Origin of the sequence: Burkholderia sp. CpTa8-5 (genome assembly GCF_017815045.1) — a bacterium.
In the GTDB taxonomy this organism is placed as follows: Bacteria; Pseudomonadota; Gammaproteobacteria; order Burkholderiales; family Burkholderiaceae; genus Burkholderia; species Burkholderia sola.
Genome location: NZ_JAGIQD010000003.1, coordinates 345371 through 363011 on the forward strand (window position 1 = coordinate 345371; position 17641 = coordinate 363011).

General features: G+C 69.0%; 14 protein-coding genes and 1 pseudogene. 4 read left to right on the top strand and 11 right to left on the bottom strand.

All coding sequences use genetic code 11. From position 1 onward, the window contains the following. Positions 1 to 78: 78 nt before the first annotated feature. The 3 genes from J8I35_RS07765 to J8I35_RS07775 form a co-directional block, all read right to left on the bottom strand. Positions 79 to 411, bottom strand: a complete 333-nt coding sequence (locus J8I35_RS07765) for a sugar ABC transporter ATPase (protein ID WP_050012816.1) — start codon at positions 409 to 411, stop codon at positions 79 to 81. Between the two features lie 285 nt (positions 412 to 696). Beyond that, positions 697 to 2256, bottom strand: a complete 1560-nt coding sequence (locus tag J8I35_RS07770) for a DHA2 family efflux MFS transporter permease subunit (protein WP_124554967.1) — start codon at positions 2254 to 2256, stop codon at positions 697 to 699. Between the two features lie 394 nt (positions 2257 to 2650). After that, positions 2651 to 3553 carry a LysR family transcriptional regulator gene (locus J8I35_RS07775; protein WP_124639145.1) on the bottom strand — a complete coding sequence of 301 codons (903 nt, stop codon included), beginning with the start codon at positions 3551 to 3553 and terminating at the stop codon, positions 2651 to 2653. A gap of 146 nt (positions 3554 to 3699) precedes the next feature. On the opposite strand from J8I35_RS07775, the gene J8I35_RS07780 reads away from it, so the two are divergent. Then, positions 3700 to 5730 carry an FUSC family protein gene (locus tag J8I35_RS07780; protein WP_209924919.1) on the top strand — a complete coding sequence of 677 codons (2031 nt, stop codon included), beginning with the start codon at positions 3700 to 3702 and terminating at the stop codon, positions 5728 to 5730. Positions 5731 to 5844: 114 nt separating this feature from the next. Here J8I35_RS07780 and J8I35_RS07785 read toward each other — a convergent pair whose 3' ends face one another. Further along, the gene (locus J8I35_RS07785) at positions 5845 to 8169 is read right to left on the bottom strand and encodes an FdhF/YdeP family oxidoreductase (RefSeq protein ID WP_209924920.1); all 2325 of its coding nucleotides are present in this window, start codon (positions 8167 to 8169) and stop codon (positions 5845 to 5847) included. Between the two features lie 153 nt (positions 8170 to 8322). On the opposite strand from J8I35_RS07785, the gene J8I35_RS07790 reads away from it, so the two are divergent. Then, on the top strand, positions 8323 to 9744 hold the full coding sequence (locus J8I35_RS07790) for a PLP-dependent aminotransferase family protein (protein WP_209924921.1): 1422 nt from the start codon (positions 8323 to 8325) through the stop codon (positions 9742 to 9744). A gap of 14 nt (positions 9745 to 9758) precedes the next feature. Here the strand turns inward: J8I35_RS07790 and J8I35_RS34570 are convergent. Then, positions 9759 to 9887, bottom strand: a pseudogene (locus J8I35_RS34570) (mechanosensitive ion channel family protein); the annotation flags it as partial. 346 nt (positions 9888 to 10233) lie between these two features. Here J8I35_RS34570 and J8I35_RS07795 point away from each other — a divergent pair. Further along, positions 10234 to 11952 (top strand): SulP family inorganic anion transporter, encoded by a 1719-nt coding sequence (locus tag J8I35_RS07795; RefSeq protein WP_209924922.1) that lies wholly within the window; start codon positions 10234 to 10236, stop codon positions 11950 to 11952. Between the two features lie 97 nt (positions 11953 to 12049). Here the strand turns inward: J8I35_RS07795 and J8I35_RS07800 are convergent, their stop codons facing one another. Beyond that, positions 12050 to 12925 carry a LysR substrate-binding domain-containing protein gene (locus J8I35_RS07800; protein ID WP_089489441.1) on the bottom strand — a complete coding sequence of 292 codons (876 nt, stop codon included), beginning with the start codon at positions 12923 to 12925 and terminating at the stop codon, positions 12050 to 12052. Between the two features lie 96 nt (positions 12926 to 13021). Between J8I35_RS07800 and J8I35_RS07805 the strand changes: the two genes are divergently transcribed. Then, a complete protein-coding gene (locus J8I35_RS07805; RefSeq protein WP_050012808.1) occupies positions 13022 to 13621 on the top strand; it encodes a LysE family transporter in 600 nt (199 codons plus the stop codon). A gap of 36 nt (positions 13622 to 13657) precedes the next feature. On the opposite strand, the gene J8I35_RS07810 is transcribed toward J8I35_RS07805, so the two are convergent. The 5 genes from J8I35_RS07810 to J8I35_RS07830 form a co-directional block, all read right to left on the bottom strand. After that, positions 13658 to 15115: a DHA2 family efflux MFS transporter permease subunit gene (locus J8I35_RS07810; RefSeq protein ID WP_209924923.1), complete on the bottom strand. Its 1458-nt coding sequence runs from the start codon at positions 15113 to 15115 to the stop codon at positions 13658 to 13660. Continuing rightward, positions 15112 to 15675 (bottom strand): isochorismatase family protein, encoded by a 564-nt coding sequence (locus tag J8I35_RS07815; protein ID WP_124592858.1) that lies wholly within the window; start codon positions 15673 to 15675, stop codon positions 15112 to 15114. Before J8I35_RS07815 ends, J8I35_RS07810 begins: the two co-directional genes overlap by 4 nt. Positions 15676 to 15739: 64 nt before the next feature. Then, complete coding sequence (locus tag J8I35_RS07820) at positions 15740 to 16195, bottom strand: MarR family transcriptional regulator (protein WP_089489440.1); 456 nt, start codon at positions 16193 to 16195, stop codon at positions 15740 to 15742. Between the two features lie 73 nt (positions 16196 to 16268). Next, positions 16269 to 16502, bottom strand: a complete 234-nt coding sequence (locus J8I35_RS07825) for a hypothetical protein (RefSeq protein ID WP_050012804.1) — start codon at positions 16500 to 16502, stop codon at positions 16269 to 16271. 44 nt (positions 16503 to 16546) lie between these two features. Beyond that, the gene (locus tag J8I35_RS07830; protein WP_124592857.1) at positions 16547 to 17629 is read right to left on the bottom strand and encodes a serine hydrolase; all 1083 of its coding nucleotides are present in this window, start codon (positions 17627 to 17629) and stop codon (positions 16547 to 16549) included. Positions 17630 to 17641: the final 12 nt, after the last annotated feature.

The window sequence follows — 17641 nt, forward strand, 5'->3', positions numbered from 1 at the left end:
ATATTCGGCAGGCGCGCCGGGTGGCGCGCAGCGGCAGGCAGGCGGGAGGGCCGGGCGGACGCCCAGCGCCGGAGGGCGTCAGATCGCGCAGCGCGCGACCGCGAAGCGCATCGCTTCCTCGGCCGGTTCGTTGCCCGAGCCGCGCACGACCTTGATCACCGAGCCGTTGCCCGACGGCGTCAGCGTGACGAAGTACGAATTCGAGCCGACCGCGATGTCGGTGACGCCGTTGTGCTGCGATTGTTCGGTGCCCGACAGGCGGCTGTCGAGGCAGTTCGCGACCGCGTAGGCCGGACGTTGCGACGACACGTAGATCATCGGCGCGGCGCCCGAGCCGGCCGAATCGGACGAGGGTGCGGAGCCGCAGGCGGCGAGCAGGGCGGCGGGAAGAAGCAGCAGGAATCGTTTCATGATCGGTCGTCGGGTGTCTCGTATCGAGGCTGGGGCGCGGGGGAGCGAAACGCGAAGCTTCGCGACGAAACCGCCTGGAATCGGGCCTTTTTGACGGACGACGACACGGCAGGCGGCTGACGACGGAGTATACCCGCAGCATTTGACGCCGTTGGCGCGTTGAAACGATTCGATACAACCGGCGCCCGCTGTCGGACGGGCGCTCGCTTCGGTTGTCGTCGCGACCGGCGGATCGCCCGGTCGTCGCGCTGTCGGCGCGAGGCGCGCCGCTGCCGCGCATGCGGATCAATGCGCTCCGGCCGCCGCCGCATCGGCATCGCCGCCGCCCGAGCGCACCGGTTTCGTGATCCAGATGAGCGGGATGATCGCGACGAAGATGATCGCCGACACGTAGAAGATGTCGTTCAATCCCATCACGGCCGCCTGCGAATCGACCGATGCGTTGAAGAACGCGAGCGCCGAATCGGGGCTCAGGTGCAGCAGCGAACGGGACGTGTCGAGCTGTTGCGTGAAGACCGGATTGGTGACGCTCGCCTGTTCGGTGAGCCGCACGTGATGCAGGATCGTGCGGTCGTTCCACGCATTGCTGATCAGCGACGTCCCCACCGCGCCGCAGAACGTGCGGCCGAAATTCGACAGGCCGGCCGCGGCCGGGATCTTGTCCGGCGGCAGCCCGGACAGGATGATCGACGTCAGCGGCACGAAGAACATCGCCATCGGAATACCTTGCAGCAGCGTCGGCAGCACGAGATCCCAGCGCGACACGTCGGTGTAGAACGTCGTGCGCATCATGAACACGACCGCGAAGCCGACGAACGCGAGCGTCGCGATATAACGCGGATCGGTGCGCGGCAGCAGGCGCCCCATGACCGGCGTGAGCAGGATCGCGAACACGCCGAGCGGCGCGGTGGCGAGCCCCGAATCGACCGCGCGATAGCCGAGATAGCCCTGCATCCATTGCGGCAGCAGCACGAGCGTGCCGAAGAACATCCCGTACGCGACGGAGATCGCGATCGTGCCGCCCGCGAAGTTGCGTTGCGTGAAGAGCCGCAGGTCGACGATCGGGTTGGCCTCGTTCAGCTCCCAGATGAGGAAGAATGCGAAGCCGATCAGCGCGACGATGCCCAGCGCGACGATCACGGGCGAATTGAACCAGTCGAGATCCTTGCCCTTGTCGAGCATGATCTGTAGCGAGGCGACCCACAGCACGAGCAGCAGCAGTCCGACCGTATCGATCGGCAGGCGGCGCGTGGCCGATTCGCGATCGCGGAACACGAACCACGTGACGGCCGCCGCGAAGAAGCCGACCGGAATGTTGATGTAGAAGATCCACGACCAGTTGTAGTCGTACGTGATCCAGCCGCCGAGCGACGGCCCCGCGATCGGACCGACGAGCGCGGTCATCGACCACAGCGCGAGCGCCGTCGACGACTTCTGCCGCGGCCACGCGCCGAGCAGCAGCGCCTGCGACAGCGGCGCGAGCGGTCCCGCCACGGCCCCTTGCAGAATTCGCGCGGCGAGCAGCGTCGGCAGGTTCGGCGCGATTCCGCACAGCCACGACGCGAACACGAACAGCAGGATCGACGTGACGAACAGGCGCACCTGGCCGAAGCGCTGCGTGAGCCAGCCGGTCAGCGGAATCGACACCGCGTTCGCGGCCGCGAAGATCGTGATCACCCACGTGCCTTCGTCGACCGACACGCCGAGGTCGCCCGAGATCGTCGGGATCGCGACGTTCGCGATCGACGAATCGAGCACGTTCATGAACATCGCGAGCGATACCGCGACCGTGCCGATCGCGAGCTTGCCGCCCGACAGCGGCGCCTGGGGTGACGGAGATGACATGGTGTTCCTGCGTGATGGAAAGTGGCCCGCGGGGCGCATGCGCCGATGGCGACCGCGCACGGGCGTGCGGCGGCCGCGCGTGCGGACACGCGCGACGTGCGCGCGGCCGGCCAAGCGGAGGGCCGCTCGCGCGCGGCGTGCGGTTCAGGCGTTCGATCGGATCGGCGAAGCCGTGACGGCTTCGGCAAGCAGGCAGGCCGGTCAGGACGGCGCGACGCGCGTGACGCGTCGGCGGGCAGCGCTCAGGTGGCTGCCGTCGCGTGTGTGGTCATTTTTCATCGGCACAGGCTAACGATGCGGCGAACGGCGATCAACGCTTGCGCGCTCATTAATTCCTTTCCTGCGCCGCAATAATGCGGCGGGCGTGCATCGCTTGCCGGTCGTGCCGAGTCGACTACGACGCGGCCCGCCACGCAGTAAAGACTTCCGTCAGGAATTCGACGAACGCACGCACCTTGCTGTCGAGCGTCGCGCGCTTCGGGTACAGCGCGTGCAGCTCGACGTCGTCGGTGCGGTGCCAGTCGGGCAGCACGATTTCGAGTTCGTTGCTCGCGAGCCGCCGTGTGGTGAAGTGGGTCGAAATCAGCGCGATGCCGCCGCCGCTCGCGGCTTGGCGCAGCACCGTGACCGATTCGTTCGAGATCAGCACGGGCCGCACCGGCACGTCGGCGACGTCGCCGGCCGCGTTGGTCAGGCGCAGCGTCAGGCCGGGCGCGTCGCGGCCGACGAACAGGATGTCGTGATCGGCGAGATCCTGCGGCGTGTGCGGCCGGCCGGCGCGGTCGAGATAGTGCGGGCTGGCCGCGAGCTTCGCGTGCGACCAGCCGAGCGAGCGCGCGACATAGCCGGAATCCGTCAGCACGCCGGTGCGCAGCGCGACGTCGAAGCCGTGTTCGACGAGGTCGAGCGCGCTGTTGTCGTAGATCAGCACGAGCTGGACCAGCGGGTAGCGCCGGCGAAATTCGGCGAGCGCCGGCTCCAGTTCGAACAGGCCGATCGCGTAGGGCACCAGCACGCGCAGCGTGCCTTCGGGCTCCGTGCGCAGCGCGCGCACCTGCCGGTCCGCATCGAGCAGGATCTCCTCGGCGCGCAGGCAGCGTTCGTAGTAGTCGCGTCCGGCTTCGGTGACGGACACGCGACGCGTCGTGCGGTACAGCAGCTGGACGCCGAGGTCGTCCTCGAGCTGCCGGATCTTGCGGCTCACGCGGCTGAGCGGCATGTCGAGTTGCGTGGCGGCGGCCGTGAAGCTGCCGCGCTCCACCACGCGCAGGAATATCCGGATGCTCTCGAGGTCCATGCGATTCGTTTCAGTGTTCGACATGCGCGCATCTTACCGTCGCGGGCCGGATCGCCGCGGGTCGAGCCGATTATCCCGCCCGGCGCAATAACGCATCCCGCCGCCGCCCCGTAGTAGCGGCCGGCGCGCGACCGTATGCTCGCCGCATGAAATTCGCCTTCCCCAGCATGCCGCCGCTCGCGGCCGTCCGGGCCGCGCTACGCGACGCGCGGCCGACGCTGCCGCCCGGCGCGCTTGCCTTCGCACTCCGCAATACGGCCGCGTCGCTGCTCGCGCTCTATATCGCGTTCCGGATGAATTTCGACGATCCGAAATGGGCCGCGTCGACCGTCTGGATCGTCGCGCAGGGCAGCCGCGGGATGGGGCTGTCGAAGAGCCAGTACCGGATTCTCGGCACCGCGATCGGTGCGGCCGTCGCGCTCGCGCTGACCGGCGCGTTCGCGCAGACACCCGAATTGTTCCTGCCCGCGCTCGCCGCGTGGATCGGCTTGTGCGCGGGTATCGCGACGTTCCAGCGGAATTTCCGCGCGTATGCGGCGGTGCTCGCAGGCTATACGGCCGCGATCGTCGCGATGGACGCGGTGTCGGCGCCGCTGCACGCGTTCGATATCGCGGTCGCGCGGTTCCTGTACGTGGTGGTCGGCATCCTGTGCGGTGCGCTGTTCGAAACGGTGTTCGCGCCGGGCACGCCGCTGGAGGATGTCCGGACGCGGCTCGCGCGCTATCTCGAGCGCGCGGTGGCGCTCGGCGCCGGCGCGCTGCGCCGCGAGCCGAACGGCGCGGCCGTGCACCGGCTGTTTGCGGAGGCGCTCGAACTCGACACGGCGGCCGAATATGCGGCCGCCGGCGCACCGCCGGTGCGCAACATGATCGGCCATGTGCGCGCGGCGGCGCTCGGCGTGCTCACCGCGCAGGCCGCGGGGCAAGCGATTCGCGAACACGCGGCGCGCGGCGGCGATGCGCCGGAACCGCTCGTCGACGAGGCGGCAAGCGTGCTCGACCGGGTCGCCGTGTCGTGCGATGCGGCGCACGAGATGGCGGCGCTGCGCGCACGCGTGGACGATGCACTGCGTGTCGAAGCCGCCGTGCCGGCCGGCCCGGACACGTCGCGCCTGCTCATGCTCGACCGGCTGTCGGCACTGCTCGGCGGGTTCGACCGCGCATTCGCGAGCCTGGCATTGTTCGACCGGCCGGTGCCTTCCTCTGCACGCGTGCGTTACGCGTTCCACCGCGATCCGGTGCTCGCATGCCACAACGGCATTCGCGCGTTCATCGCGGTGCTGGCCGCGTCGGCGATCTGGATCTTCGCCGCGTGGCCGTCAGGCGGCGGCTTCGTTGCGATCACGGCCGTGGTGAGCGCACTGTTCTCGACACGCCCCAATTCGGTGCGTGCGATCGTCGGTTTCATGAAAGGCACGACATGCGCGGCGGTCGCGGGCGCCGTCTGCAACTTCATCCTGCTGCCGGCGGTGTCGGGCTTCGAGATGCTCGCCTACATTCTCGGCATGTTCCTGATCGGCACCGGGATCGCGATGCGTCATCCGCGCACGGCCGCGATGGGCAGCGCGTTCTCGATCTTCTTCTGGAATTTCACGTCGCCGGACAACACGACGCGCATCGGCGACGCCGCGTTTCTGAACAGCGCGCTCGCGACGCTGCTCGGCATCGCGTTCGGCGCGCTGATCTTCGCGCTGGTGTTTCCCGGCGATCCGGGCACGAGCCGACGGCGTCTGCACCGCGCGGTGCGTCGCGATCTGGCCGGCATCGCACGCGATCCGCGTGCATGGTCCGCGAGCGCATGGCTGAGCCGCACGGCCGACCGTCTCGGGCGCGAGCTCGGTTTCGCGGGCAGCCTGCCGCAGACGCTGATCGAGCGCGACATGCGTGACCTGCTCGCGATCTGGGGGCTCGGCGACAGCCTGCTGTCGCTTGCCGAACTGGCTACGCGCGAGCCGGCCGCGCGCCGCGCGGCGGCGGTGGTGCGCGCGCGCGTCGCGCGGGCGGATTTCGCGCGGCTCGAGCAGACGTGTGCCGCGGCGGCCCGCCTGTTGCGGCGTCGCGTGGCCGCGCGCGACGGCGACGCCGCGCATGCATTGCTGAGCGGCATCGTCCTGCTGCGACGGATCGCGGACGCGGCCGCCGAACATGGCGGCTTCCTGCGCGGCCGCCGCGATTGAGCGGCGCGAGTCAGGCGAAGCGGGTCAGGTGAGTCGGTACGACGGGCCGGGCGTCACTTCGGCCGGCATCCGCAGCCAGTGCTCGCGCGGACGAACGATCATCGTCGTGCTCCGTCAGGCAGCGATCGACGCCGGCGCGGCCGCGCGATGCAGCAGCACGGGTACCGACTTCGACGTCGGCGTGTTGCACACGTCGCCGACGCTGTCGAGCGGCACGAGCGGGTTGGTTTCCGGGTAGTACGCGCCGATGCAGCCGCGCGGGATGTCGTATTCGACGAGCAGGAAGCCGTTCGCGCGCCGCTCGATGCCGTCGTGCCACACCGTTTCCATGTCGACCCATTCGCCGGCCGCGAGGCCGAGCATCGCGAGATCGTCGCGGTTGACGAACACCACGCGGCGCTGGCCGAACACGCCGCGATAGCGGTCGTCGAGGCCGTAGACGGTCGTGTTGTACTGGTCGTGCGAGCGCGTCGTCATCAGCGTCATCAGCCGTTCGCCGTGCAGCGCGCGGGCGCGCTGGATCGGCGTGTCGGTCGGCAGCGCGTGCGCGATGAAGTTCGCCTTGCCCGTCGGCGTCAGCCATTCGCGGTCGCGCGACGCGACGCGCAGGTGGAAGCCGCCGGGCCGCGCGATGCGCGTGTTGTAGTCGTAGAAGCCGTCGAGCGTCGCCTCGATCGCATCGCGGATCTTCGCGTAGTCGTCCTTGTACGCGAGCCAGTCGATCTTGCCGCTGCCGAACAGCGCGTGCGCCATGTGCGCGACGATCGCGGGCTCCGACATCAGGTTCGGCGACGCCGGCTTGTTCATCCCGTACGACACGTGGACCATGCTCATTGAATCCTCGACCGTCACGCCTTGCGCGACGTTGTCCTGCAGGTCGATCTCGGTGCGGCCGAGCGTCGGCAGGATCAGCGCGTCGCGGCCGTGGATCAGGTGGCTGCGGTTCAGCTTCGTCGTGATGTGCACGGAAAGCGCGCAGCGGCGCATCCCTTCCCACGTGCGCGGCGTGTCCGGCGTCGCCATCGCGAAGTTGCCGCCGAGACCGATCAGCACCTTCACGCGGCCGTCGAGCATCCCTTCGATCGTCTCGACGACGTCGTAGCCGTGATCGCGCGGCGGTTCGAAATCGAACACGTGGCCGAGCCGGTCGAGGAACGCCTGCGACGGCTTTTCCTCGATGCCGACCGTGCGGTTGCCCTGGACGTTCGAATGGCCGCGCACCGGGCACAGGCCGGCGCCAGGGCGGCCGATGTTGCCGCGCATCAGCATCAGGTTGGTCAGCATCTGCACCGTGGCGACCGAATGCTTGTGCTGCGTGATGCCCATGCCCCACGTCGCGATCACGCGTTCGCTGCGCGCATAGCGCTGCGCAAGCGCGTCGATCTGCTCGTACGGCACGCCGCTTTCGGCCGTCAGCGCGGACCAGCTTTCGGCGCGCAGATCGTCGGCGAACGCATCGAAGCCGGCCGTGTGCTCGTCGATGAACGCGGTGTCGAGCACACGCGGCGCACCGGCGGCGCGCGCGGCGTCGTCGAGTTCGAGCACGCGCTTGGCCATCCCCTTGATCAGCGCGAAATCGCCGCCGATGGTCGGCTGGATGAACGTCGATGCGATCTTCGTGCCCGACATCGTCAGCATCTCGAGCGGGCTTTGCGGATCGGCGAAGCGCTCGAGGCCGCGCTCCTTCAGCGGGTTGATCGACACGATCGTCGCGCCGCGCTTCGCGCACTCGCGCAGCTCGCCCATCATCCGCGGGTGATTGGTCGCGGGGTTCTGGCCGAAGATCAGCAGCATGTCCGCATGCTCGAAATCGTCGAGCGTGACCGTGCCCTTGCCGACGCCGACCGACGCCGGCAGCCCGCGGCTCGTCGCCTCGTGGCACATGTTCGAGCAATCGGGGAAGTTGTTGGTGCCGTACAGGCGCACGAACAGTTGATAGAGGAACGCCGCTTCGTTGCTCGCGCGGCCGGACGTGTAGAACGCGGCCTGGTTCGGATCGGGCAGCGCGCGCAGATGGCACGCGATCAGCGCGAAAGCATCGTCCCACGCGATCGGCACGTAGCGGTCGGTCTGTGCGTCGTACGCCATCGGGTCGGTGAGCCGGCCGTGCTGTTCGAGCTCGAAATCCGATTGGTCGAGCAGCTCGGTGACCGTGTGCGCGGCGAAGAAGTCGGGCGTCACGCGCTTGCTCGTCGCTTCGGCGGCCACCGCCTTCACGCCGTTCTCGCAGAATTCGAACGTCGACGCGTGCTCTCGGTCCGGCCATGCACAGCCGGGGCAGTCGAAGCCGTCCGGCTGGTTCTGGCGCAGCAGCGTCCGGTAGTTGCCGCCGGCGACCTTTTCCTTGATCAGGTTGATCGTGACGGCTTTCAGCGCACCCCAGCCGGCGGCCGGGTGGGTGTACGGTTCGATGCGCGCGGTCGCGGATTTCTTTTTCATGATGCAGGTGTCGGGGTCGATGCGTGCAGAGTACGCGCGGCACCCGTGCGGCTGTGTGTACACCTGTTCACTTCAAAAAAGAGTACAGTTCCGGCCATTCATCCCGTGCGGATCGCAACTGTGTTGCTGAAGGGAAGTTGAAAGGGGAAGCGCGTGAAGCGTTACGAACAACTGGCCGACGATCTCCAGGCGCAGATCGAGCGCGGCGTGTACCGGCCCGGCGAGCGGATTCCGTCGGTGCGGCACGCGAGCCGGCAACAGCAGCTCAGCGTCACGACCGTGCTGCGCGCATACCTCGTGCTGGAAAGCCGCGGCCTGATCGAAAGCCGGCCGCAGTCAGGCTACTTCGTGCGGGCGCGTGCGGCAGTGCCGGCCGAGGCCGAGCTGCATATTTCCGCGCCGGCCGCCGAGCCGTCGGCCGTGGACGTGAGCCGGCTCGTGCTGTCGACGCTGCGTTCGATCGCGCGCGACGACGCGGTGCCGCTCGGCTCGCCGTATCCCGACGCGTCGCAGTTTCCGGTGCAGCGTCTTGCGCGCTATGCGCAGGCGATCGGGCGGCGGCGCACGCGCTGGGGCGTGATCGACGACCTGCCGCCCGGCAACCAGGAGCTGATCCGCCAGATCGCGCGGCGCTATGCGGAGCGCGGGGTCGCGGTCGAGCCGGGCGAGATCGTGATGACGATCGGCGCGACCGAGGCGATCAACCTGTGCCTGCAGGCCGTCGCGAAACCGGGCGACACGATCGCGGTGGAGTCGCCGACGTTTTACGCGATGCTGCACGCGATCGAGCGGATGGGCATGCGTGCACTGGAAGTCGCGACGCACCCGGGCGACGGCATCGATCTCGACGCGCTCGAGCGGATCCTCGCGCGCGAGCGCATCGCCGCATGCATGGTGATGCCGAATTTCCAGAATCCGCTCGGCTTCCAGATGCCCGATGCGCGCAAGCGCGCGCTGGTCGAACTGCTCTCGAAGCACGGCGTGCCGGCGATCGAGAGCGACGTTTATCACGAGCTGCACTTCGGCGACACGGCGCCGAGCGCGCTGAAGTCGTTCGATCGCGACGGGCTGGTGCTGCATTGCGCGTCGTTCACGAAGAGCCTGTCGCCGCGCTACCGGATTGGCTGGGCGATGCCGGGCCGTTACCGCGACCAGGTCGAGAAGCTGAAATTCCTGAACACGCTCGCGACGCCCGCAATCGAGCAACTCGCGATCGCCGAATACCTGAAACACGACGGCTACGATTTTCATCTGCGGCGCATGCGCAAGCTGTATGCGCAGCAGGCGAGCCTGATGAGTGCGATGGTGCGGCGTTTCTTCCCGGAAGGCACGCGGCTGTCGCAGCCGCAGGGCGGGTATGTGCTGTGGGTCGAACTGCCGCCGCGGGTCGATGCGATGAAGCTGTATACGCTCGCGCTCGCGCAGCGGATCACGCTCGGGCCCGGGCATATGTTCTCGGCCGGCGCCGATTACCGGCATTTCATCCGGCTCAACTACAGCTACCCGTGGTCGCGGCAGATCGAGGATGCGCTGAAGGTGCTGGGGCGGCTCGCGTCGGAGTGCGCGGCGCGGTGAGCGCTGCCGGCCGGCGGATGCGGGTACATGCGCAGCGGGAACGCCGGCAGCACTGCGATCAGGTGGTCGAACAGGTCGGCCTGGATGGCCTCGTAGTCGACTCACGTCGTCGTATCGGTGAAGCAGGGCAGTTCGAGCGGAATGCGTGCCGTGAACGCAGGTCGATCGGCTCCCGAATCGGCTCACCTTTGTGAAGGTATCCTCTGCATCGAGGTGAAGGCCGCCGGTGAACCCGCATCACCGCAAGCCGGCGTGCGAGCCGGTTGCCGGATGCGGCGTCTACAGGAACGCGATCGGCCCGAAGCCATGACGGCAGGCCGTCGCGTTTCGATGCGCGCGGTCGGCGATCCATGCAATCATGCGGACGTCGCAGGCGTCGTCGGTGTGCCGCGCGCGTTGGCGTGCGGCTCCTCCGGCAACGGTGAGCGACACGCGACACCGTTGCGCACCCGTTCGTGGCCCGTCATTTCGACTTCACGCATTTCACGCATGCAAGATTCCAATGAAAGCCGTCCGTCGCGCGTGCGGCTGCTGAAAGGCCTCCTTCCGATCCGTCGCGCGGGTGCCATCCGCGACATCTTCGCGGGCATGTCGCTCGCGTCGATGGACATCCCGCAGGTGCTCGGCTACGCACGCATCGCCGGCATGCCGGCCGTCACGGGGCTCTACACGGTGTTCCTGCCGCTCGTTGCGTTCGCATGCTTCGGCGCGTCGCGCCATCTCGTGGTCGCCGCCGATTCCGCGACCGCGACGATTTTCGCGAGCCGGCTGTCGTCGATGGCGCCGGCCGGCAGCGCCGACTATGCGGCGCTCGCCGGCATGGTCGCGTTGCTGACCGCCGCGATGCTGCTGCTCGCGCGCATCTTCAAGCTGGGTTTCCTCGCCGATTTCCTGTCGCGCACGGTGCTGGTCGGTTTCCTCGCTGGCGTCGGCGTGCAGGTGTCGATCGCGATGCTCGGCGACATGCTCGGCGTGGCCGTGCCGTACCCGGCGTCGCGCAGCCTCGCGCAACTCGACTACGTCGTCTTGCACCTGGTTGACGCGCACCGGCCGACGCTCGCGCTCGCGGCGCTCGTCGTCGTCGCAATTCTCGCGTGCAAGCGGTTCCTGCCGCGCGTGCCGATGCCGATGATCGCGGTCGCGGGCAGCATCGCCGCGAGCGCAACGTTCGGTTTCGCCGCGCACGGCGTCGCGGTGCTCGGGCCCGTGGCGGGCGGGCTGCCGCCGCTGCGCTGGCCGTCCGTCACGTGGCAGCAGTTCCTCGATCTCGTGCCGGTCGCCGCTTCGTGCTTCGTGATGATCATCGCGCAGAGCGCGGCCGCCGCGCGGGTGTTCGCGCAGCAGTACGGCGAGGACGTCGACACCAATGCCGACATCCTCGGCCTCGCGGCCGCGAACGCGGCGGCGGCGCTCGGCGGCGCGTTCGTCGTCAACGGCAGCCCGACGCAGACGGCGATGGCCGACGGCGCGGGCGTGCGCAGCCAGATCGGGCATCTCGCGTTCGCTGCGGTCGTCGCTATCGTGCTGCTGTTCTTCAGCCCGTATCTGCAGTATCTGCCGCATGCGGTGCTGGCCGGCATCGTGTTCACGATCGCGCTCGGGCTGATCAACGTGCGCAGTCTCGCCGCGATCCGTCGGGAGAGCCCCGGGGAATTCATGCTCGCGCTGGTCACGGCCGCCGCCGTCGTGACGGTCGGCGTCGAGCAGGGCATCCTGCTGGCCGTCGCGCTGTCGCTGATGCGGCACGTGCGCCACAGCTACCAGCCGCACACGATGGTGCTCGAACCCGTCGCCGGCAACGGACGGTGGCAGCCGGTGCCCGCCCGGCGCGGCGCGATGACGGCGCCCGGGCTGATCGTCTACCGGTTCGGCGCCGACCTGTTCTTCGCGAACGATCATCTGTTCGCTGCCGAAGTAATCGAACTCGTCGATGCGGCGCCGGTGCCGCCGCGCTGGTTCGTCGTCGATGCGGGCGCGATCACCGACGTCGACTATTCGGCCGCACGGACCTTGGTCGATCTCGTCAGGGCGCTGCATGTGCGTGGGATCGGCGTGCTGTTCGGGCGCGTGAACCGCTATCTGCGCGCGGACATGGATCGTCACGGGATCACCGAGGCGGTCGGCGCGTCGTGCATCTTCGCCACGCTGCATCAGGCGCTGGAGGCGGCGGGCGCGACGCCCGCACCGCAGGAGCCGGGCACGGTGTAGGGCCTGTACACGCCGATAACGGGCCAGCCCCACGAACGATTTTTTCCAAACACGGGAACGTGCGTTATTAGCGTGAACACGCTCTTGCTCAGCAGCGCTACGCGACCGCGCGCAGGCGTGCGAAACCGTTGCGCAGGCAACGGGCCAGTTCCGCCGCGGCCGCCGTGTGCTGGCCGCGCGGCACATGCAGGTTGATCGAGAAATTCGGCAGCGCGGGCAGGCCGCTGCCGGCCGGCAGGATCTCGAGGTCGGCCGGCACGGTGGACGCGAGCCACACGGTTACGGCCAGATCGGCGCGCACGGTCGCGGCCGTGGCATCGAAGCTGCCGTTCTCGAACACGGTGCGCCACGCGCGATCGCTGCCGCGTAGTGCGTCGAGCACCGTCGGGCGGAACGCGCAGGTCTGCGCGACCATCGATACCGGCAGCGGCGAGTGCCGGTGCGCGGTGCCGCCTTTCGCGCCGACCCACACCAGCCGGTCGACGGCGATGCATTCGCCGCGCGACGATCCGACCGGTGCCTCGATCAGCGCGACGTCGAGATCACCCTGCTTGAGCCCGCGCCGCAACTCCGGCGATGCCGCGCACACGAGCGTGAGCGCGACGTGCGGATGTGCGTGCGCATAGCTTTTCAGGATCGGCGCGAGACAGGTGCCGACCAGATCCTGCGGTGCGCCGAGACGCACCGGGCCTTCCACCGCACCGGCGCTCAGGTCGGCGAGCAGCGCATCGTGAACGGCGAGCAGCCGGCGCGCCTGTTCGAGCAGCCGCTCGCCGGCCGCCGTCAGCAGCAGGTTGCGATGCTCGCGGACGAACAGCGGGCCCGACAGCATTTCGAGCCGCGCGACCTGCTGGCTGATCGCGCCTTGAGTGAGGTGCAGCGCGTGGCCGGCCGCCGTCATGCTGCGATGATCGGCGACGGAGACGAATGCGCGCAGCAGCGCGAGATCGAGATTGCGAGCCATGCTTCGCATTATGAATGCTAATGGAAGGCATAAAAATCTTTCGCTGTCGTAATGGCGCAATCGCAGGTAAAAACGGGGCCTCAGTGACGACAACCGGGAGCCCTCGTGCCGCTTCACGACTATCTGCCGCTGGTGCTGTTCGTGATCGTCTCCACTGCGACGCCGGGTGGCGCGACGACGCTCGCGACCGCCTCGGGCGCCCATTTCGGCTATCGGCGTTCGCTGCCGCTGATGTCGGGCATCGCGGCGGGCCTCGCGTCGATGGCGGCGGCGGCCGCCGCCGGGCTCGGCAGTGTGCTGCTCGCGCTGCCCGCGTTGCAGCTCGCGATGAAGGCGGTCGGTTCGGCGTACCTGATGTGGCTGGCGTTGCGCATCGGACGTGGCGGCAAGCCGCGGCTCGATGTCGACGTGCACCGGCCGCAAGGGTTCGTCAGCGGCGTGTGGATGCTGTGGCACAACCCGAAAGGCTGGGCGATGACGCTCGGCGCGGCCGCGTCGTTCGCGGCGCTCGCGTCGGGGCCGGCGCGGCTCGGTGTGCTGCTTGGGGTGGCGTTCGGCGTGGCCGCGATGGCGTCGTTGTCGCTGTGGTGTTTCGCCGGGCTGCTGTTCGCCCGCGTGTTGCGCACGGAGCGGCAGTGGCGTTGCCTGAATGCGGGGCTCGGCCTGTTGCTCGTGGCGTCGATCGTGCCGATGTGGTTGCCGTAACAGGAAACCGCGCACGCGGTGCGGCGCGGCGCCCGTTCAGCGCGAACCGGCCGGCGCGTTGCCGGCCCGTTGGTCGCCGCCTGCACCGGCCGATCGCAACGGCAGCCGCAGCGTCGTCACGAAGCTCGCCGCATGCAGCGCACACAGCAGGCCGAACGCCCACGCATACGCGACGGCCTGCGTGCCGCCGGCCGACGTCGCTTCGGCGTGCAGCCGCCACGCGAGAAACAGCGTGCAGAGCGTCGTGAACGTCGGGCCGCCGAGCCGCTGCACGATATTGAGCGACGTGGTCGCCATCGGCAGGTCGCGGCGCTCGACCGACGCATACGCGGCGGCGATCGACGGCGCGCCGATCGCGCTCTGGCCCATGCCGCGCAGAAACAGCGCCGGGACGAGCACGAGCGGATCGTAGCCGGTCAGCGCGACGAACGCGAACGGCAGTGTCGCGGCGAGTGCGAGCAGCGCGCCGGCGGCGGCCAGCCGGCGTACGCCGAACCGGCTCGTCAGCGCGCCCATCGACGGATAGGTGACGAGCATGCCGAGCCCGAGCGGCGCGAGCAGCCAGCCCATTTCGCCCGGCGAGCGCCCGCACGCCTGGATCAGGAACACGGGAATCAGCATCTGGCCGGCATACAGCGCGCCATTCGACAGGAACTGCGTGCCGGCTGCGGCGCCGAACACGCGCGAGCGAAACAGCGCGAGATCGATCAGCGCACGCTCGCCCTGGCGGCGCTCGAAGCGCAGGAACGCGACGAGCAATAGCGCCGAACCTGCGACCGCCGCGATGCCGGGCATCGAGCCGATCCGCTCGACGCCGTACAGGAACAGCACGAGGCCCGGCGACAGTAACGCGAGGCCGATCCAGTCGAGTTCGCGCCGCGGCGCGTCGTCGCGGTCGCCCGGCAGGAACCGCGCGGCCAGTGCGAGCGCGAGCGCGCCGACGGGCAGGTTCACCAGAAACAGCCAGCGCCATGACGTGTGCTGCAGGATCGCGCCGGCGACGACCGGCCCGAGGATCGGCGCGAGCAGCACCGGCACCGCCGCGTAGCCGATCACGCGCGCCATCTGCTGGCCGGCGACGCGCGCGATCATCATCTGCGCCATCGGCGCGAGCAAGCCGCCGCTGACGCCTTGCAATACGCGGAACGCGATCAGCGACGGCGCGGACCATGCGAGCCCGCACAGCGCCGACGTCAGCGTGAACGCCGAGAAGCACCACAGGTACAGCGCCTTCGCGCCGATGCGATCGACGAGCCAGCCGCTCAGCGGCAGCACCAGCGTCAGCGCGAGCAGGTAGCCGCTCGTCACCCACTGGATCGTCGACAGGCTCGCATGCAGGTCGGTCGCGAGACTCGACAGCGACACGTTGACGATCGTCGCATCGAGCTGTGACAGCAGCGAGCCGAGCGTCGCGACCGCGCTGACTTTCCAGATCGACGGATCGAGCCGGCCGGCCGCGTGGCCCGGCGTTGGCTGTCTGCGTGGCTCGCTCACGCGCCGCGCCGGTCGAGCAGCGCGACGATGTCCTGCGTCGTGCCCGTCTCGCCGAGGCGCGGGAACAGCCGCTCGACGCTGTTCGCGTGTGCGTCCGCGTTGAGGTCGGTCATCGCGTCGACGGCGAGCGTCACGTTGTAGCCGAGTTCGTGCGCCTGCCGCGCGGTCGATTCGACGCCGATGCTCGTCGCGACGCCGGTCAGCACGATCTGCGTGACGCCGGCTGCCTTCAGATGCGCGTCGAGACCGGTGCCGGTGAACGCGCCCCAGGTCCGCTTCGTCACGACGTGGTCGCTTGGCTGGCGGTTCAGTTCGGGCACGAGTTCGGTCCAGTCGGCGGGAAGCTGCGCCGTGCGCGGCGGTTGCTCGGTGCGGCCCGGTGCGCCGCCCGCGACGTTGACCAGCACGACCGGCAGCCCTCGACCGCGGAAGGCGTCGAGCAGTTCGCGGGCGTGGGCGATCACCGGTGCGACCGGGTGCGCGGTGGGGAGGGCGACGATGCCTTTCTGCAGGTCGATGACGACCAGCGCCGTGTTCGTGTCGAGACGGGTTGCGCTCATGATGGGCTCCGGGGAAAGGGCGAGGAAAGCCGTGCGCGAATGCTGCGTGGCGCACGGGCCGCGTTTATTGGTCGCCGATGCGGCGGATCAGCGGGATGGCCGCGGCAAGCGTGTCGATGTCGTGCGGGTCGAGCTTCTCGATCGCGGCGCCGAGCCACTTGTGTTTCGCGGCGTTGCGCTTGCGTCGTGCGTGGAGGCCGGCGGCGGTGAGTTTGAACAGGATCTGGCGGCCGTCGGTCGGATGCGGTTCGCGCTCGACGAGCGCGTCTTCCTCGAGGCTCGCGAGAATCGCCTTCATCGACTGCGGCTTCATCGCCTCGGCGCGCGCGAGATCGGCGGTCGTCATCGGCCCGTGCCGTTCGAGTCGCGCGAGCGCGCTCGTCTGCGACATGCCGAGCCCTTCGGAGTCAATCTCGGAGCGCAGCCGGCGGATGAGCTGGCCGACCGCGAGGGTCAGGTCGGCGGCGACGGTTTCGGCTGAAACGCCGGATTTGCGTGGCGGGTTCATGCGACGAATCATAGAGCACGACAGTTAGACTTGCAAGTTTAACTGTCGAATTGATCGCTGGCCGGCGTTACTGTCCGATGCGCGATTACGTGCGTCGATGCGCGACCGGTACGACTTCGCTGTATCGCGGGGTTGCGTTTTCGTGCAGCAGATCGCCGAGGTACTGGCCGAGTTCGTCGGCGGTGAGCGCCGATGGAATCTGCAGATTGGCCGGGCGCCGCTTGCCTTCGGCGCCGAGATCGAACACGGCCCAGCGGCCGTCCGTGCGCACGACGGCGAGCAGCCGGCCGAAGGCGTTGAAGCGGTATTCGTGCTGCATCGCGTCGCTCCGTTAGCGTGAACGCGCCGGCTGCCCGTGTGTGTTTACTGGATCGAGCAGGACAGCCAGCGATGGATTTTGATTGCGTCGCTCGACACGCCGGCACGCGTCGGCGCGCCGAGCAGCACGACCGTTTCGCGGCGGCCTTTCACGCGCATGCGCATCACGACGCCGTGCCCCGATTCGTTGATGAAGCCGGTTTTCTGCAGCCGGATCGGCAGGCGGCGGTAGCGCACGAGCGGGTCGGAATTCACGTACACGAGTTCGCCGTCGCCGGGGCGCACGGTGGTCGACAGGTCGGTCGAGAAATAGCGGATCAGCGGATCCTGCGCGGCCGCGCCGACGAGCCGTGCGAGATCTTCCGCCGTCGACACGTTGTGCGGCGACAGGCCGGTCGGCTCGCGGAAGTGCGTACGCCGCATGCCGAGCCGGCGCGCTTCGCGGTTCATCGCCTTCACGAACGCCGCGCGCCCGCCTGGATAGTCGCGGCTCAGCGCGGCGGCTGCGCGGTTCTCCGACGACATCAACGCGATATGGAACATGTCGCGGCGCGACAGTTCCGAGCCGACCTGCAGGCGCGAGCCGGTGAACTTGATCGTGTCGCGGTCGCGCGCGGTCACGCGCAGCACGCCGTTCAGCGGACGATCGGCGTCGCGCGCGACGACGGCCGTCATCAGTTTCGAAATCGATGCGATCGGCCGTACGGTGCGCGCGTTGCGCGCGAGCAGCGGGGTGCCGGAATCGACGTCGAGCACGTAAGCCGCGCGCGAATGCAGCGACGCGACCGCGCGCGGCGTATAGCCGCAACTGGCGAGCAATTTCGGTTTCGCGGGCGCGGGCGGTCGCACGGCGGTCGTGCGTTTCGCGCGCCGCTGCTGCGATGCGGGTGCCGCGTGGCGTTGGGCTGCTTGATGCGTCACGCGCGAGCGACGACGCTTGACCGCCTTTTTCTTGCGATGGGGTGTCTTCTTGACGGCCTTCGTATGGGCATGCGGCTGCGCATGGGCGGCGCGATGCGGCTGCACGCGTTGCGCGGACGCATGCGCGGCGAATGCGAGCAGCAGGAACGACAGGGCGAGGATCAGGGTGGTCCGGGCGCGAGGCAGGCGCGCGATGAGGCCGGTCAAGCGAAAGTCTCC

What these genes read in the sequence shown, in the direction of transcription:
- J8I35_RS07765 (WP_050012816.1), bottom strand. Translation starts at nt 411, where the DNA reads ATGAAACGATTCCTGCTGCTTCTTCCCGCCGCCCTGCTCGCCGCCTGC.
- J8I35_RS07770 (WP_124554967.1), bottom strand. Translation starts at nt 2,256, where the DNA reads ATGTCATCTCCGTCACCCCAGGCGCCGCTGTCGGGCGGCAAGCTCGCG.
- J8I35_RS07775 (WP_124639145.1), bottom strand. Translation starts at nt 3,553, where the DNA reads ATGGACCTCGAGAGCATCCGGATATTCCTGCGCGTGGTGGAGCGCGGC.
- J8I35_RS07780 (WP_209924919.1), top strand. Translation starts at nt 3,700, where the DNA reads ATGAAATTCGCCTTCCCCAGCATGCCGCCGCTCGCGGCCGTCCGGGCC.
- J8I35_RS07785 (WP_209924920.1), bottom strand. Translation starts at nt 8,169, where the DNA reads ATGAAAAAGAAATCCGCGACCGCGCGCATCGAACCGTACACCCACCCG.
- J8I35_RS07795 (WP_209924922.1), top strand. Translation starts at nt 10,234, where the DNA reads ATGCAAGATTCCAATGAAAGCCGTCCGTCGCGCGTGCGGCTGCTGAAA.
- J8I35_RS07800 (WP_089489441.1), bottom strand. Translation starts at nt 12,925, where the DNA reads ATGCGAAGCATGGCTCGCAATCTCGATCTCGCGCTGCTGCGCGCATTC.
- J8I35_RS07815 (WP_124592858.1), bottom strand. Translation starts at nt 15,675, where the DNA reads ATGAGCGCAACCCGTCTCGACACGAACACGGCGCTGGTCGTCATCGAC.
- J8I35_RS07820 (WP_089489440.1), bottom strand. Translation starts at nt 16,195, where the DNA reads ATGATTCGTCGCATGAACCCGCCACGCAAATCCGGCGTTTCAGCCGAA.
- J8I35_RS07825 (WP_050012804.1), bottom strand. Translation starts at nt 16,502, where the DNA reads ATGCAGCACGAATACCGCTTCAACGCCTTCGGCCGGCTGCTCGCCGTC.